The 14,938-nt window shown below is 66.4% G+C and carries 7 protein-coding genes and 1 pseudogene; 5 read left to right on the top strand and 3 right to left on the bottom strand.

Annotated features, from left to right (window positions below):
• Positions 1–483: 483 nt before the first annotated feature.
• Both O2W16_RS17525 and O2W16_RS17520 read left to right on the top strand, forming a co-directional pair.
• Positions 484–3,615 (top strand): DEAD/DEAH box helicase, encoded by a 3,132-nt coding sequence (locus tag O2W16_RS17525; RefSeq protein WP_269160103.1) that lies wholly within the window; start codon positions 484–486, stop codon positions 3,613–3,615.
• On the top strand, positions 3,612–5,624 hold the full coding sequence (locus O2W16_RS17520; protein WP_269160102.1) for a UvrD-helicase domain-containing protein: 2,013 nt from the start codon (positions 3,612–3,614) through the stop codon (positions 5,622–5,624). Before O2W16_RS17525 ends, O2W16_RS17520 begins: the two co-directional genes overlap by 4 nt.
• A gap of 149 nt (positions 5,625–5,773) precedes the next feature.
• Here O2W16_RS17520 and O2W16_RS17515 read toward each other — a convergent pair whose 3' ends face one another.
• A complete protein-coding gene (locus tag O2W16_RS17515) occupies positions 5,774–8,914 on the bottom strand; it encodes a DUF3427 domain-containing protein (RefSeq protein ID WP_269160101.1) in 3,141 nt (1,046 codons plus the stop codon).
• Between the two features lie 261 nt (positions 8,915–9,175).
• Between O2W16_RS17515 and O2W16_RS17510 the strand changes: the two genes are divergently transcribed.
• On the top strand, positions 9,176–9,847 hold the full coding sequence (locus O2W16_RS17510; protein ID WP_269160100.1) for an EcsC family protein: 672 nt from the start codon (positions 9,176–9,178) through the stop codon (positions 9,845–9,847).
• Positions 9,844–10,699, top strand: a pseudogene (locus O2W16_RS17505) (IS5 family transposase). The gene O2W16_RS17510 and the pseudogene O2W16_RS17505 overlap by 4 nt, the downstream one beginning before the upstream one ends.
• 37 nt (positions 10,700–10,736) lie before the next feature.
• On the opposite strand, the gene O2W16_RS17500 reads toward O2W16_RS17505, so the two are convergent.
• Positions 10,737–11,915, bottom strand: a complete 1,179-nt coding sequence (locus O2W16_RS17500) for an McrC family protein (protein ID WP_269160099.1) — start codon at positions 11,913–11,915, stop codon at positions 10,737–10,739.
• Positions 11,912–14,083, bottom strand: a complete 2,172-nt coding sequence (locus O2W16_RS17495; protein WP_269160098.1) for an McrB family protein — start codon at positions 14,081–14,083, stop codon at positions 11,912–11,914. Before O2W16_RS17495 ends, O2W16_RS17500 begins: the two co-directional genes overlap by 4 nt.
• 624 nt (positions 14,084–14,707) lie before the next feature.
• Between O2W16_RS17495 and O2W16_RS17490 the strand changes: the two genes are divergently transcribed.
• Entirely contained in the window at positions 14,708–14,935 is a 228-nt protein-coding gene (locus tag O2W16_RS17490) for a hypothetical protein (RefSeq protein WP_269160097.1), read from the top strand.
• The last annotated feature ends 3 nt before the right edge of the window (positions 14,936–14,938 follow it).

The raw sequence follows: 14,938 nt of genomic DNA, 5'->3' as shown, positions 1-14,938 counted from the left end.
CTGGAGGCCAAGTTGAGACAGCAACTGCGTTCGAGCCGGCTTGGCTGAGCTTCCTTCAACCTCGAACAACAGAGTCACGCGGCCATATTCGGCCTACAGCCGACCATCGCTTGATCCGGCGCGCGTAGGACAGTGCCGCGTGAGGCGCATGTGCCCAGAGCGCCACCCGACAGGATGACTCGCAGCCGGTGTGCGGTGATCCTAGTCGCACCATGTGATGTCCTGGCGCTAGTCGGCAGCGGGGGAGCGAAAAGGTTGTTCGGGTACACGGCGGAACAGATCAGGATGAGTTACGGGTACCACCCCGAAGCTCAGGACGCGTCAGATCTCGCAAAAATCGTTCGTAGCGTCGACGCCTTATTCGTCGGGCCGCCCCGGTTGGAGCACCGAGACCTCTTCAAGGAGGTCCGCCACCTAGGACAGTCAGAGGTTGAGCTCCCCGAAGGCGTGTACTGGTTTTCGCTGCCTACGCAGACTCGGGTCATGGTCGTGTCGCGCGGCGCGCCGCCCGGCGAGAGCCAGCGCGTCGACACCGGTGTGCTTCCGGACGCGCATCCTCTACGCGATGCGGAGGGGTGGATGCATCACTTTTGGCCAGACGGAGTTGACGTCTCTGCGCCTAGGTTTCGAATCAACGACGACGTCATGGTTCTCAGCTCCGGTCGTGACCACCCTGTGAGATCCCGTCGGTTTTCCGCCGGGCGATGGCTGTACGACCTCCGGGTGGATGGACGGCAGGTCACGTTCGGCGAGGACATGCTGGCTGAGCTTCAGTCCAGTGACACGGTCCACGATTGGATCAAACAGTCACCCGACACCGCTCGTCGGTTGAGCGCGACGCTGACACGAGAGAAGCTGGCCGGCGCGTTCACGGACACTTTGTTTTCGTTCCGGGCGACGAGAACTCTCTTCCGCGCCTACCAGTTCCGCCCGGTCATCCGCATGCTTGAATCGGGCAAATCCCGGATCCTCATCGCCGACGAGGTCGGGCTGGGCAAGACCATCGAGGCTGGCCTCGTGTGGACTGAGCTCGAGGCTCGCAAGTCCGCTGATCGAGTGCTGGTGGTATGCCCGGCAGCGTTGGTCGCGAAGTGGCGCCGTGAGATGGAGGACCGGTTCGGCTTTCAGTTGGTCGAGCTGTCGGGGCCGGCGGCCAGCGACTTTGAGCAACGGGCTCGGGAAAATCGCCTGCCGCGGCGATTCTCGTATGTTGTCAGCCTCGAACGGTTCCGCACGTGGGAGTCAATAGAAGAGCTGGCCACCTTGGCCGGCCCGCTGAGCCTCGCCATCGTCGACGAAGCGCACAACATGAGGAACGCGAGCACGGCGTCTCATCAGGCTGGAGCTCTGCTGAGCGAGTGGGCCGAGGCGCTGGTCCTGCTGACGGCGACGCCCATCAACCTGCGCAATGAGGACCTCTACAACTTGCTGGACCTGCTCGCCCCGGGCGACTTCGGCGGTATCGGGTCCATGGAGCTGCAACTCGAACCGAACGTCGTCCTGAACCAGGTGGGTGGCCTGCTTTCATCACCAGCTGTCGATGGCGGGACTCGCCTGAAGGTCCTGGACGGGATGCGCTCGCTCGCCATGGGACGCCCTCTCGTCAGGCGACGTGAGTTTGCGGCACTACGGGAGGTCGTGGGACGGGACGTCTTGAGTCCGCGAGAGATCGTGCAGGCGCGGCGCCACCTGGCCGAGCTCAACGTGCTGTCCTCCGTGTTCACGCGCACCCGCCGCGTCGAGGTGGACGAGAAGAAGGCAGTACGGCAAGCCATGGACACCGAGGTCCACTGGACCGCAGGGGAGCAACGGTTCTACGACGAGTACGTGACGTGGTGCCGTAATCGAGCTGCGGCAGCTGGTCAGCCGCCGGGGTTCGCCATGCAGATGCCGCTGCGCCTGGCATCCGCATGTCTGCCGGCTGCTCGGGCCGCAGTTCTGCGGTGGAGTGTCGAGGATGACGACCTGGCGGACGAGGACTCGACAGGGTCGCCGACGACGGCGAGGCCTCCGTTGTTGCGGCCTCATGCCGAGCTCTTGCACGCTGCCGATGCGATTGCTGACGTTGACAGCAAGTTCGACGCCATCGCACCCAAGCTACTCGACGTGATCCGCAGGGGACGTCGAGCGTTGCTCTTCACGTTCTCGCGTCCGACGCTCGCATACCTCGAACGTCGACTGCAGGGGCACTGTCGTGTGGCCGTTCTGCACGGCGGCGTCGATCGCGACCGCAGAAACGAGGTCATGGCCGACTTCCGGGCGGGACGGTATGAGCTCGTCCTGGCCAACAAGGTCGCAAGCGAGGGGCTGGACTTCGAGTTCTGCTCAGTGATCGTGAACTACGACCTGCCGTGGAACCCCATGGAGGTCGAGCAGCGCATCGGGCGCATCGATCGGATCGGCCAGGCAGAGGAGGTCATCTCCATCCTCAACGTCTGGTGCCCTGCGGCCCTGGACGATCGAATCAAGCAGCGGCTGCTCTCCCGGATCGGCGTCTTCGAAGGCAGCATCGGGGCGCTTGAGCCGATCGTGACGAATCACCTGCGCGCACTCCAGGACGTCGTCTTCGACTTCGATCTGAGCGATAAGCAACGAGCGACCAAAGCCGATCATGCTCTGTCTGCCATGGAGGAGCAGCGGAGCAGTCTGGAGGATCTGGCTACTGCCACGCCCTTCTTGCTCGGAGCATCGACGACCGACGTTGCTGGGCTGGAACGTGACTTGGTGGCTTCTGGTCGCTACGTCGGTGCCGCCGAGCTCCAGCACGTACTCGAAGACTGGGCGGCTCTCTGCCAGGCGCCCGCTCCCGCGTTGGCCGACGGGGGAGTGGCTCTACGTCTCAGAGGCAACCGGGACATGGCCGACCGCCTTCACCGCCTGGTCGTCGAGGAACGGTTGAGCCGTGAAGAAGCAGCCCCATACGAACGGGCGCTTCGTAATGAGGAGGAGCTGCACCTCGTCCTCGACCAGGAGACCGCCCGCACGAGCCAGACGATGGACCTGCTCTCGGCGCGGCACCCACTCGTGCTGGCTGCGGCCAATCTGCCCGAGCATCGGCGTGCTCGCTTTGCGGTGGTTCGCGTAACGGACCAGGGGCAACTGGAGCCCGGGACCTACGTCATTCAGCTGGCTGTGGCGCGGTGGGAAGCGCCGCGGGCTGGCCAGGAGATCTGGGGAACTGCAGTGGGAGCGGACGGTCGGCCTGCCGGTGACCAGTACGTGGATGTCCTCCTCGCGCGGCTGGCCACCGGTGAGCTGCAGGAGGGGAGGCGGCCTGTCCCGGCGTTGCTTGAACGGTGCGTTGACCTTCTGCAGGAGCTCATGGACGACCGGATGCTTCGCGAGAACCAGCGGCGGCGAAGCGAGATCTCCTCGCTGATCGAGTCGCGGCGTGTCCTGCTCGAGGACCAGCACGAGCGGGCGCGTGCGTCGATCCAGGCTCGACGACGCACCGCCTTCGAGCGCGGGAAGAGCCGCGGCGTCAAGCTCTTCGACAGTCAGCTTGCTCGTCGCGAGGAGGCTCACAGGCAGACATTGAGTGAGCTGGACCAGACAGGTGCACCGGACGTGTCACTCTCGCCGTTGGCTGTGTGCGTTCTGGAGGTCGGCGAGTGAGCGCGCCCGATCCGGCGGTCCTGGCCGATGAGCGGGCGCGCAACAAGCGGTACGTGCAAACGCTGGCCGACAAGGCGGCTCGAGTGGTCCCAATCGCCAAGCCTCGAGGGTCTGGACGAGCGAACGGCAGGAAGCGGGACAGTGAGCTCGAGCGCCCCATACCCCAACCGTTCGTCGGGCGGATCGGGTTGGCTGCACCGCACGAGCTTCTTCAGACGAACAGCGTCTACATCGGGCAGTGGTACGCCCGCGAGCGCGACTTTGTGGTCATCAGTTGGGCTGCGCCCGCGGCAGACGCCTTCTACGGACATGGCCCCGGTGCGGATCTCCTCGGCGACGTGCAGATCACGCGCGTGTTCACGCCCCGCGGTGACGAGATCGTGGGCTACGACGATGAGCGGCGGGACTCGGGAAGTGGCGCAACGGCCTTCGATCACAGGGCCGCGCTGCAGGTGCCACGGCCGCCAGCGATTCGGCAGGCTCCAAGGAATTCGGCTGGCACTGCGCGTCCGCCGGCGCCCTCCCCGGCGCCGGCCGCGGAGAAGTCGACTCAACCAAGAGTCCCAGCCGCGAGCGTGGCCGAATTGGTCCCACAGGCGAATGGGCGCACCAGCGGAGCTCCGGTCCCAGACGCGACGGCTTTGCGCCACAAGGATGCGCTGTTGCGGGCTTTGACGCGGCCTCGGCAAGCAGGGCTCCAGCAGGTGTTGGCGACGCTGCAACCGCAGCAGCATGCCCTGGTCAAGTGGGAGGCAACGGTTCCGCTTGTAGTTCAAGGTCACCCCGGCGCCGGAAAGACGATTGTTGCGGTCCACCGTGCGGCCTTCCTGGTGCATCCCGCCCGGGAGGGCACTGCTGTCGAGGGCGTAGTGCTGCTGGTCGGACCGACCGAGAACTATGTCAAGCACACGACCACGGCCGTCCGGGACCTGACACAAGGTGCCCGCGTTGTCGTGCGGAGTCTGGACGCACTCTTTCGGAAGCTGATTCCCACCCTCGACGCGGGAGCTGGCTCGGATGATGGACATGTTGAGACGTACCGGGACTTCGATCGGGGTCTCTGCACACTCGTCGATGACGCGGTACGGATGCTGGAGCGTCGGGGTCACCTTGCTGATACCGAGTCGAGGACTGAGGCCGCTCAGGTGATCTACGAAGAGCTGAGGTTGAAAGCGGGGGCCGCCCCTGATGAGTGGATGAGTTACCTGCGCAAACTGCCCGACTGGGACTCGGCTCTCCGAATAAGGCGTTTAGCACCCCTTCTGGCGTATTGTGCTCTCGCGTCCGGACGGCACCGGATCGAGCCGCCTGGGCACGTCATCGTGGACGAAGCGCAGGACGTACGGCCGATTGAGTGGCGCATCCTCCGGTTGTTGGCGCGTCCGGATGCCGGTTGGACTCTTGTCGGCGACATGAACCAGCGCCGCTCGGATCACAGCAGCATGTCGTGGCAACAGAGCCTCGAGCTCCTGGACCTGAGTGTGGACACGCAGATCGAGGACTATCGGAGTGTCTTCCGATCGACGACTGCAATCCTCAAATTCGCCGGGTATCTGCTCCCAAGAGAGCAGCGGCACGGCCTGGCGGTGCAGACGGAAGGCGCTCGCCCGACCACTCTCAAGGTGCGTCCTGCTGAACTGGCCTTGGCCATCGTCACCGCTACACGAAAGCTAGGGGCTGAGTGCCGAGGCGGCACCGTGGCCGTTATCGGAGCGGAGGCGGCTTCGCCCCGTACCGCGTTGGCCATGCACGGTTGGGCGGCTCGCGCGGCTGGCAGCGATGAATACTTCGACGGACAGGTGACCGCACGGGTGCTCTCAGCGGACGATGCTCGAGGTTTGGAATTTGATGCTGTCGTCGTGGTAGAGCCAGCCGACTTTCCGCAGAACCTAGGTCGGCATGGGCTCTTGTACACGAGTTTGACAAGGGCCAATCGCTCGCTTGTGGTGGTCCACTCGAAGCCCCTACCGGATGAGTTGAGGAAGGCCCCTGCCGACCGACTGGAGTGATTTTGCAGTCGCTGACCTGCGCCCCTGCGGTTGCTGAGCATGGCGTCCTGCGTGCGCTCGTCTCAGGTCCTCGATCTTGACCACCGGCAGGTAGCCGCACTCGCCCCTATGCGGCATGTGGGCAGGATCAGCTGATCAGTCAGGCAGCTTCATGCGACCCTGGCGGCGTGGAAGATGTCGCCGGGCAACGCGTGATCCAACTCCCAGAGGATGCGCATCGGCCGGTTCCCGGTGTGCGACTGGTAGGTCATCGGCCCGGCATACAGGTACGGCGGCACCCCGAGCGCGCCGTCCGCTGTCTTCGTCTCCCGCACGAACAGGTGCACCGAGCTGCCCCACTCCCGGTGGTGCACGTACCGCTGGCCGACGGGTGACGCCTCGGTCGTCGTGTTCTGCGACTCCCACTGGAACAGCGTTGGGGTGATGGCGGAGTCGGCGTACATGGTGGTGGGGGAGAAGTGCCCCGCGGCCTTGGTCAGCGTCACGAAGAACAGATCCGCCCGCTCGTCAGGTACCCAGCGCACCCCAGAGCCGAAAGTGCCGGCCAGATCGGTCATCCCGAACGCCGCCAGCGCCTCCTCGCGGCTGTACCGCGCGTGTACGTGCAGCGGCCGCGGCCCGTCATCCAGCGCCGGTGCCACTCGGTGAATGCCCTCCCGCAATACACCGATCAGTTGAGCCAGCTCCTTTGATCGGGCGCGGTCGGCGAGCAGTCGCGCTAGTGACTCCTCGACGGATGAGAAGGGTGTCCGCGAAGTCCAGAGTGAGAAGTGCAGCATCGCGGCCAGTCGCCGGTCTCGGTCGCTCGACCCGAAGGCCGAGCCGTTGAGCACCTCGTCCAGCCGGTCGAGTCGCTCGATGTCGTCCAGGTGCAGCATCCGCGCGAAGGCGCCGCGCAGCCGGGCGTCGTCCGGCCCCGGTTCGGCGGTGACCACGCCGGCCGCGCGCTGCAGATCCAGCCAGCTCCGGCTGGTGCCGCGGTAGAGATCCTCGACGTCCAGCCCTGTCTCGTCCAGGAAATTGGGCAGGTCGGCCTCGGGGGAGGCAGCGAGCTCGTTGGCCAACTGAGGCCAGGGCAGCCGCAGCGACTGGCGGACGTTGTCCAGGACCACTCGCTGTGCAACCCGGTCCAACTGGATCGAGCAGCCCGCTGGGAGCGTCGGGAAGCCCAAGTCGATCTCCCGTTCCAGCCCACGTCGGGACGTCCCGGTGAGCGCCCGAAAGCGCAGGTCGAAGCGGAAGCTCCGGTGCTGGGAGCCGATGAAGTCCAACACCGTCAGACACGGCTTGTCCTCAGCCAGCCGCAGTCCGCGGCCGAGCTGCTGCAGGAACACGGTTGCGCTCTCCGTCGGGCGGAGGAAGAGCACAGTGTCGATCTCCGGCAGGTCGAACCCCTCGTTGAACAGGTCGACGGTGAACAGCACGTTCACCTCGCCATTCCGCAGTGCCGTCAGCGCTGCCGCACGGGCGTCTGCGCCGTCCCGCGACGTCACTGCGCGGCTCGGGATGCCGGCGGCGTCAAAACGAGCTGCCATGAAGACGGCGTGGTCGATGCTCACGCAGAAGCCCAGCGCCCGCATGCGCGTCGGCTCGGCCACCGTGTCGACCACGGCTTGCAGGATCAGTCGCACCCGGGCGTCGCTGCCGGTGTAGAGGTTGGTCAGCTCGGCGACGTCGTAGCCTGAGCCCCGCCGCCAGCGGACCGTGTCCAGCGGGACGTCGTCGTGCTTGCCGAAGTACTGGAACGGCGCCAGCAGCCGCTGCTCCAGTGCCTCCCACAGCCGCAGCTCGACCGCGAAGCGCCCACCAAATCGGGCGATCACGTCACGACCGTCGGCCCGCTCGGGCGTTGCCGTCAGCCCAACGAGCACCTTCGGACGTAGGTAGTCCAGCAGCCGCCGGTAGGTGTCTGCCTCGGCGTGGTGGAACTCGTCGACCACCACCAGGTCGAACAGATTCGGCCGCAGCGTGGCGAGGTCGAGCTGGGCCAACGACTGGACCGAGGCGAACACGTGCTGCCACTGCGTGGGCTTGGCGCCGTCGACCAGGAGTTCACCGAAGTCTCCGCGGCGGAGCACCTGGCGGAATGTCGACCGGCTCTGGGTCAGGATCTCCTTGCGGTGGGCGACGAACAGCACCGTCTCGACGTGCCCCTGGGCGCGCAGCCGCCGATAGTCCAGCGCGGAGACCACTGTCTTGCCGGTGCCGGTCGCCATCACCACGAGGTTCTGCCACCGGTCGTGCACCAGTCGCTCGGCGTCCAACGCCTCGAGGATCTCTTGCTGGTAGCCGAACGGACGGACGTCCAGCGAGGTGATCTCGGTGGTCGCATCCCCCCGACCGCCTCGCTCGACAGCGATCGCGGCCGTGAAGCGCTCGGCGTCGTAGGGCTCGAACGCCGGGTCGTGCCAGTAAGAGTCGAACGTCTCGGCGAACGTGTGCAGCAGGTGAGACTGCTCGACGGACGACAGTCGGACGTTCCACTCCAGCCCGTCGATCATCGCCGCTCGGGAGAGGTTCGACGATCCGACGTAGCCGGTGGAGAAGCCGGAGCTGCGGTGGAAGAGCCAGGCCTTGGCGTGTAGCCGCGTCGTCCGGGTCTCGTAGGAGATGCGGACGTCTGCGCCCGCAGCGATCAGCCGTTCGACGGCACGTGGTTCGGTCGCGCCGAGGTAGGTGGTGGTGATGACCCGCAGACGCACGCCGCGCTGCTGAAGGTCCTGCAGGGCCTGCTCCAGCACCCGGACGCCGTGCCAGGTGATGAAGGCGCACAGCAGGTCCACGCTGTCCGCGGACGCCAGCTCGCGCTCCACCTCATAGCCGATCCGCGGCTGGCCGCGGCCGTTGACCAGCAGCGCGCTAGTGCTGAGCGGCACCTCCGGCCGCGCTGGGAAGGTCACCGGTGCCGGGGTGGGGGAGGGCGTCGCCACGGCCAGCAGCTGTCGAGCGACGTCAGCCACCCGATCGCCGGTGAGCACGGCATCCGGCGTACTGAGCTCGCCGACGGCGGTTGCGATCCGGTTGGTCAGTTCGACCTGCGCAGCGACCTTGCTCTCGTCGCTGCCGGAGACGGACTGCAGAGAACGGCTGATCAACTCCGCCAGGTGCCGGGTGAGGAGAAGATGTGAATCGGCAGGGTCAAGAGACTCGAACCGCACCAGCTCGGCGGGTGTTCGAGACAGTGATCCGGCCAACTCGTCGGTGACCAGGGCCTCGTATATCCCCGGCTTGAGCGAGCGCACGGCCGTGCGTCGATCAACGGGGCCGGCGCTCGCTTCGGCGTGGTCCATGCAGGCTGTCTACCTGTTGCCGGCGAGCTACCGGGTACGCCGGGTGGCCGCTGTGGCAGGTGAGACGTAAGCGGACGACTTTCAGTCGAATGTGCTCCGGTGGTCGACCTCATGTGGCAGCGTGCCGCTTCACTGTTAGCGGGGGAGCGGTATGCGCGGCCTTCGCTGACAGCAGCTTTGACCGGACACCCGGTACGCACTGTATGGGCGAGTTTGACCGTGATGCGCATACCGATTTGCTATGCACGATCGACTGAAGAGGTGGACAACGTAGTGGCGAATGATGGTGACGGGGCCTCGGAGCACGGCGACACCAAGGTCGAGAAGTTCGTGGACACTGTTCTCTCGGTGGGGTTGGAAGGGAAGGGCCCGTTCAAGAGTGCGCGGGAGATTGCAGATGAGCACCTGACCAGACCTGGCGATGCGGAGAAGGCGATCCAGCGGCTCATCGCTACGCACGCTCGTGTAGTTGGTGCGTCCGGGTTTGCGACCGGGCTAGGGGGCTTCGTGACGTTGCCCGTGACTGTTCCCACCGATGTGGGGGTCTTCTACGTGCAGGCATCACGGTGCGCCGGCTCTGTAGCGCACCTGCGGGGCTACGAGCTGGAGTCTGATGAGGTGCGCAGCGTCGTTCTCATGTCGCTGCTCGGGGCCGGTGGCGTCGCCATGGCTGCCGAGTTCGGCGTCAACCTCGGCACAAGAGCGGCACTCGCTGCGCTCAAGAAGGTCCCCGGCCGAGTGCTCATGGACATCAACAAGAAGGTCGGCTTCCGGTTGGTCACCAAGGCTGGCACCACCGGGGTCGTCAACTTGAGCAAGCTCGTGCCGTTCGTGGGCGGCGGCGTCGGCGCGTCTGTCAACGTGGTGGGGATGCGGTCGATCGGTGGCTACGCAAAAGGCAACTTCCCGGCGGACGATGACGTTTCGGCCTGAGAACTGGTCTATCCCCAGCGGGTGACGCCGAGTCGGTGCTGGTCGAGCCGTTGCAGCCGGTCCATGACCCGCATGCCGGTGGCTGGCCGCTCCAGCACGACCGTCGGCTGGTTCTGGATTCGATCCTTTACGTGCTGGTCAGCTGCTGTGCGTGGCGGCTGCTGCCGCATGACCTGGTCCCCTGGGACTCGGCCTACCGGTGGTTTCGCACCTGGACCGCGATGGCACCTGGGACCGGGTGCCCGACGTGCTGCGGGACCGGGTGCGTGCCGCCGAGGGCCGGAATCCCCAGCCGACGGCGGCGGTGCTGGATGCCCAGTCGATCAAGACTTCTGAGGGTGGAGAAGCGATCGGCTACGACGCCGGTAAGCGGCTCCGGGGCCGCAAACGGCACCTGCTGGTCGATACTTGTGGGCTGCTGCTGGCAGCCATGGTCACCACCGCCTCGCTGCAGGACCGGCCAGGTGGGCGGCGGCTGCTCACCCGCGCTACCCGCGACTGGGCAAGGTGCGGGCTGAGGCGGCTACGCCAACGTGGTGGACACCTCGCTGATCACCCACGCCGGAAGGAGCTCGGCTGGAGTTGGAGGTCGTGCGTCGCTGCGATGACGTGCGAGCCTTCCAGGTGCTGCCCCGCCGGTGGGGTGGTCGAACGCAGCTTCGGGTGGTTGACGAGGAGCAGGCGGTGGCACGGGACTACGAGCGCAATACCAAGCACGCCGAGGCGATGATCAAGGTCACCAGGATCCGGCTGATGGCCGCCCACCTCACCGGCCGGCACATCGAACTCCACGGACCGATCGAGACCGAGGCCGCCCGCCGGCTGGTCGAAGACCTCGACTCCAACAAGTAGCCGATCAGTTTCCCAACACTCCCAAGGCGCCCAGCCCTTACGCGCTCTCGTGCTCCAGCGCTTGCGCGATCGAGTCGACGCTGCCGAGGAGATCTGGCACGGGGCTACTCAGATCGAGTGACCAAACATTGATGGTCACGCCCGACGCACGGACGACATGGGAACTCCGGGTGGCCGTCCCTTCTGCGTACACGAGGTGGCCCGTCGGCAAAGCGAGAGCCGTGCAGTAGGCGAGCATTTGGTAAAGGTCGGTGTCCGGCTGTCCCTTCGTCGACAGGCTCTTGTACTTGGCGTCCAGGACGGCCGCCGGTCTCTCGTCGCGCTCCCAGACCATGTCGGGCCTCATGGGAATCCGGCCGGCCTGGTCTAGGTGCACGGCGTACTGCGCGCGAAGGGCGCCGCCTCGAGGAGCCAGCGCCGTCCGGACTGCCGCGGTCAACCAGTCCTCGTAGACCGTGTTGAGGTTGAACAGAAAGCCACTGGCCGAGACGGCTCCTGCCGGTTGGTCGAAGCTATGCCCAGCCAGTGCCAGTCGCGCCAGCCGGAGCGTCGGCTGGTAGCGGCGGGTGAGTCGGTTGACGCTCGTCGCCGGGAACTGGTGTCCTCGAGGGAGTCGGGTGACGTCCGCGAGCATGACGAGGAGTCGGCGCAGTCCGGCGCGGGTGGCGGCGGGGATGCCGGGCAGGCGAGCGAGGCGCTCTGCAGCGGCGACCAGGATCTGGTTCTCCGGGATGTCGATCGTGTAGTCGTCGAACCGGACCTCGAGCAGTGCCGCACTCCCCAGCCGGCGTCGCAGTTGGTCAACCTCCCGGATGCGACCGCGCAGCACCGGCCGCGCCTCTTCCCGGACCCGGTAGCCCTGCATGATCCCTTGGGCCAGGGCGCGATTCGCGGCGGCTAGGAACGAGACGGCGAGCGCGGTTTCCAGCTCTGGCGACTCGGCCAGGTCGACGGCTCCCTCATCTCGCCAGCCGGAGGGGTTTTGTGCGTGGCCGATCAGCCAGAGCAGTCGGCGGACGCCCAGCTTCGGGGTGATCCGAAGCTGGACGTCGCCGACTCGAACGGCTCCGACGAACGACGAGCTGCTGAGGACAGTGCGCCCCTGGAGGTCGACGCTCACGCGCACGGCCCCGGTTGCCTCCAGGGCGGCGGCGGTGACGGGCGGAACCCTCTCGACGGCTTTGGTCGACCATTCGGGCAGGGTTAGCGAGATCATTCGGGCGGCTGCTCAGAGGTCGTCGGGGCCGTCGCCTCCCGCAGGGCTTGGATGCCGTACCTCTTCGGGACGTCGATGCCCTCGCCGACATGCCGCTCCTCGAGGAGCGGGAGGATCTGGTGCTTCCAGATCCGGGACAGTCCGGCGTCGGTACCGACCGTCCGAGACATCAGGTACGACGGCCCGACCATGGCGTCCCGATCTCCGATCCGGTGGTTGAGGGCATCAAGCAGGTCTGCGCGATCTTCGGGCAGGCCCTCCCGCCGCAGCCACGCGCGTAGCAGCCCGGAGACGGGGGAATCGGAGGGGAACAACCCCTGCCAGGCGAACCGGCGGCGCATCGCAGCGTCCACCAGGGCGATCGACCTGTCGGCGGTGTTCATAGTGCCGATGACGAAGACGTTCGGCGGGAGGGAGAACTCTTCTTGCGGGGAGTACTGGAGGCTGATGCTCCGGTCGCGGTACTCGAGTAGGAAGTAGAGCTCACCGAATACCTTCGCGAGGTTCGCTCGGTTGATCTCGTCGATGACGAGGACGTAGCCGTGGGACAGATTGTCTCGAGCCTCGTCCACCAGGAGCTTGAACGGCCCCGGCTCCAGCTCGAACGAGATGGTGCCGGCTGTCGCGCCTGGTTGGGGGCGGAACCCCTCGAAAAAGTCCTCGTACGCGTAGGACGGGTGCAACTGCACGAGCCGAAAGCCCCCGCCGGTCTGCTCGGCGATGAACTCGGCGATCTCCTGAGCGAGGTAGGTCTTCCCGGTCCCTGGAGGGCCGTAGAGGACGATCTGGTTCTTCTCGCGCAGGAGCTCGAGGGTCTCCTCCAGCCATGCGAGGTCGACGAGCAGTTGCTCGGCGAGCTGCTTCGTCGGGCCGGGCAGTGAGACAGGTGTGGTGAGCTCCGGAGCGGTCGCCTCGCCGGATTCCTCCGTCGCTGGCTCGCTGTCGTCCAGCCCGGCCAGCCGTGCGTACTCGGCGGCGAAGGGACGCAGGTCGCTGACGGTCATCTGTCCCGACAGCTTGTCGCGTGCGGCGTCGGACAGCTGGCTTCGCTGCAGCACCGGTTCGGCGGCGACCCAGTCGACGGCGCGGCGATGGCTAGACAGCGTATCGGTGCCATTCTGCCATTCCGCCGGCCCCGTCACCGTTCCGACGTAGAGCCGGGGGCCGTCCACCGTGGCCACCACATCCCCGGGGTGCATCTGGTTGAGAAATCGGTCGAGGATGCCGACGTGAACGGCCCGCTGTCTTGCGCTCAGCTCGGGGATGGCGTCAGCCAGGGCACTGTCCAGCTGCGAGCGGGTCCGGCCGCTCGGCGGCTCGGAAAACTCGGTGTATGCGATGGAGCAGTAGCCACCTGCAAGCCAGTCGGGGACCACGTTGTGGCCGTTCACGTTCGCGCCGCGAACGAGCCAGCCCCGCACGTCGGCCCCTTCGCCCACCGGGCTTTGACCCCGCCACCGCTGAGCGATGGTAGGGGACTCGTAGAAGCTGATCGGCCCCCCGTGCTCGGCTTCGAGGATGCCGCGGAGCATGTGTAAGTCGCGGTCCTCGTTGTCGGTGCGCTCCGGAAGCTCGTCGGCGAACGCCGCAAGGATCTTGGCCTTGTGCTGACGAGAGACGATGGGTTCGAACGTGTCGGGGAAGCCCAGGTGCAGCAGCGCGTTGCGCTGGCTGTAGGCGCTGTTGATGGGCACAGAGTTGACGACCTCATGGAACGCCCAGGGATCGGCCAGGGCCTCAGTCCGCGCGTCGTCGGGCAGCTGCTTCCAGGCGCGCGCGAAGCGGACCAGGAACGACAGTTGTCGGTCCCGCTGCGTGAGGTAGGCCGTGCCGACTCGGGCGAAGCCCCGGTCGAGAGCCGTCGAGAGATCTGCCGGGATCGTCACGGATTCAGCGCCGATCGCGAGGGTGCCGGTCAGGAGATTCCGCTTGGCGACCCCGCCCATGTCTGCAGGCGCTAGCAGGTGTAGGTAGAGCAGTTCGGCAGTGAGTTGGACCGTTGCGGCGGGCGCCCCTTTGAGCTGGTCCTCGAGCTTCTCCAGGAAACGTCGGCCACCGGTGTCCGGGGCTAACACGAAGCGCTCGTAGAGGTCCTCCAGTGATTCGGCCGTCCAGATCGCTGCGCCGGGTGTGAAGGTGGAGTCGTCCGCCCCCAAGCCGGAGTCCATCACTCGTCGTGCAGCTACGTACAACGGCTCACTCGATGACATCCATGAACTCCGAATCGTTCGTGCTGGTGACCTGGTCGCGTTCTATCACCCGTCCGTCGCTGGCGCCGTTTGGCGGCGTACCGGCAGCCCGGTGTTTCGGTTCGAGGGTTCCGCCTCGGCGGTGAGCGGACCGCTCCGATGGCTGATCGAGGAGCCGTCTCACCGTGCGTGAGCTGCGCCAGCTACGCGAGGGGCGCCGTCCTCGGCTGGTCCGTTCCGCAGAGCGATGCTCGTGCCCCTGTTCGAGGCGCTGGGACATGCGTGCAACGGGACAAGCCGGAAAGCAGCGCAGCACTACCGCACGTGGCGGCGAGGGACCTCTTCGGCGCGGGTGGTCGCCGACACGCCCGCCCAGCATGACAGGGGGCTTGCGCTCGATCGGCGCATGACCACGGGGGCTCACCATGTCGTGTTCACGCTGGCCGCCGGGCGCCGACGTTCGCCGCAGCGACGGGCGGCTCGTCTTTAGCCCCACCGACCTGACCCGCTACCAGGAGTGCTACTACCCCACGGCGCTCAACGCCGTAACGCTGACCGAGCTGCTGCGGCGGGGGGGGTCATCAAAACGCGAGGTCACCGGCAGTGATCGTCCTCTTCGACGAGGCGACCTACAAGATCGTGCAGGCGGTCGAGCTGCCTGTTGCAGCGATCGAGGCGGTCGCGAAGCCGGTGCCCTGGGTGAACGGGCACCGGGTGAGCGCCACGCCGGCGCTGTTCAGTCGCCTGGACGCCAGCGATGTCACCGCGAGGCTGCGTGATGCCCTCGATGCGCTGGATGGGTCCCGGTCTCCGGAAGAGACCGATACCTGACAC

This window comes from Modestobacter sp. VKM Ac-2984, assembly GCF_026967985.1.
In the GTDB taxonomy this organism is placed as follows: Bacteria; Actinomycetota; Actinomycetes; order Mycobacteriales; family Geodermatophilaceae; genus Modestobacter.
This window is presented reverse-complemented; position numbering and strand designations above follow the sequence as displayed.

Excerpts from the sequence above, each read along its gene's own strand:
- O2W16_RS17495 (WP_269160098.1), bottom strand. The coding sequence starts at position 14,083 with ATGGACTCCGGCTTGGGGGCGGACGACTCCACCTTCACACCCGGCGCA.
- O2W16_RS17525 (WP_269160103.1), top strand. The coding sequence starts at position 484 with ATGGTCGTGTCGCGCGGCGCGCCGCCCGGCGAGAGCCAGCGCGTCGAC.
- O2W16_RS17500 (WP_269160099.1), bottom strand. The coding sequence starts at position 11,915 with ATGATCTCGCTAACCCTGCCCGAATGGTCGACCAAAGCCGTCGAGAGG.
- O2W16_RS17515 (WP_269160101.1), bottom strand. The coding sequence starts at position 8,914 with ATGGACCACGCCGAAGCGAGCGCCGGCCCCGTTGATCGACGCACGGCC.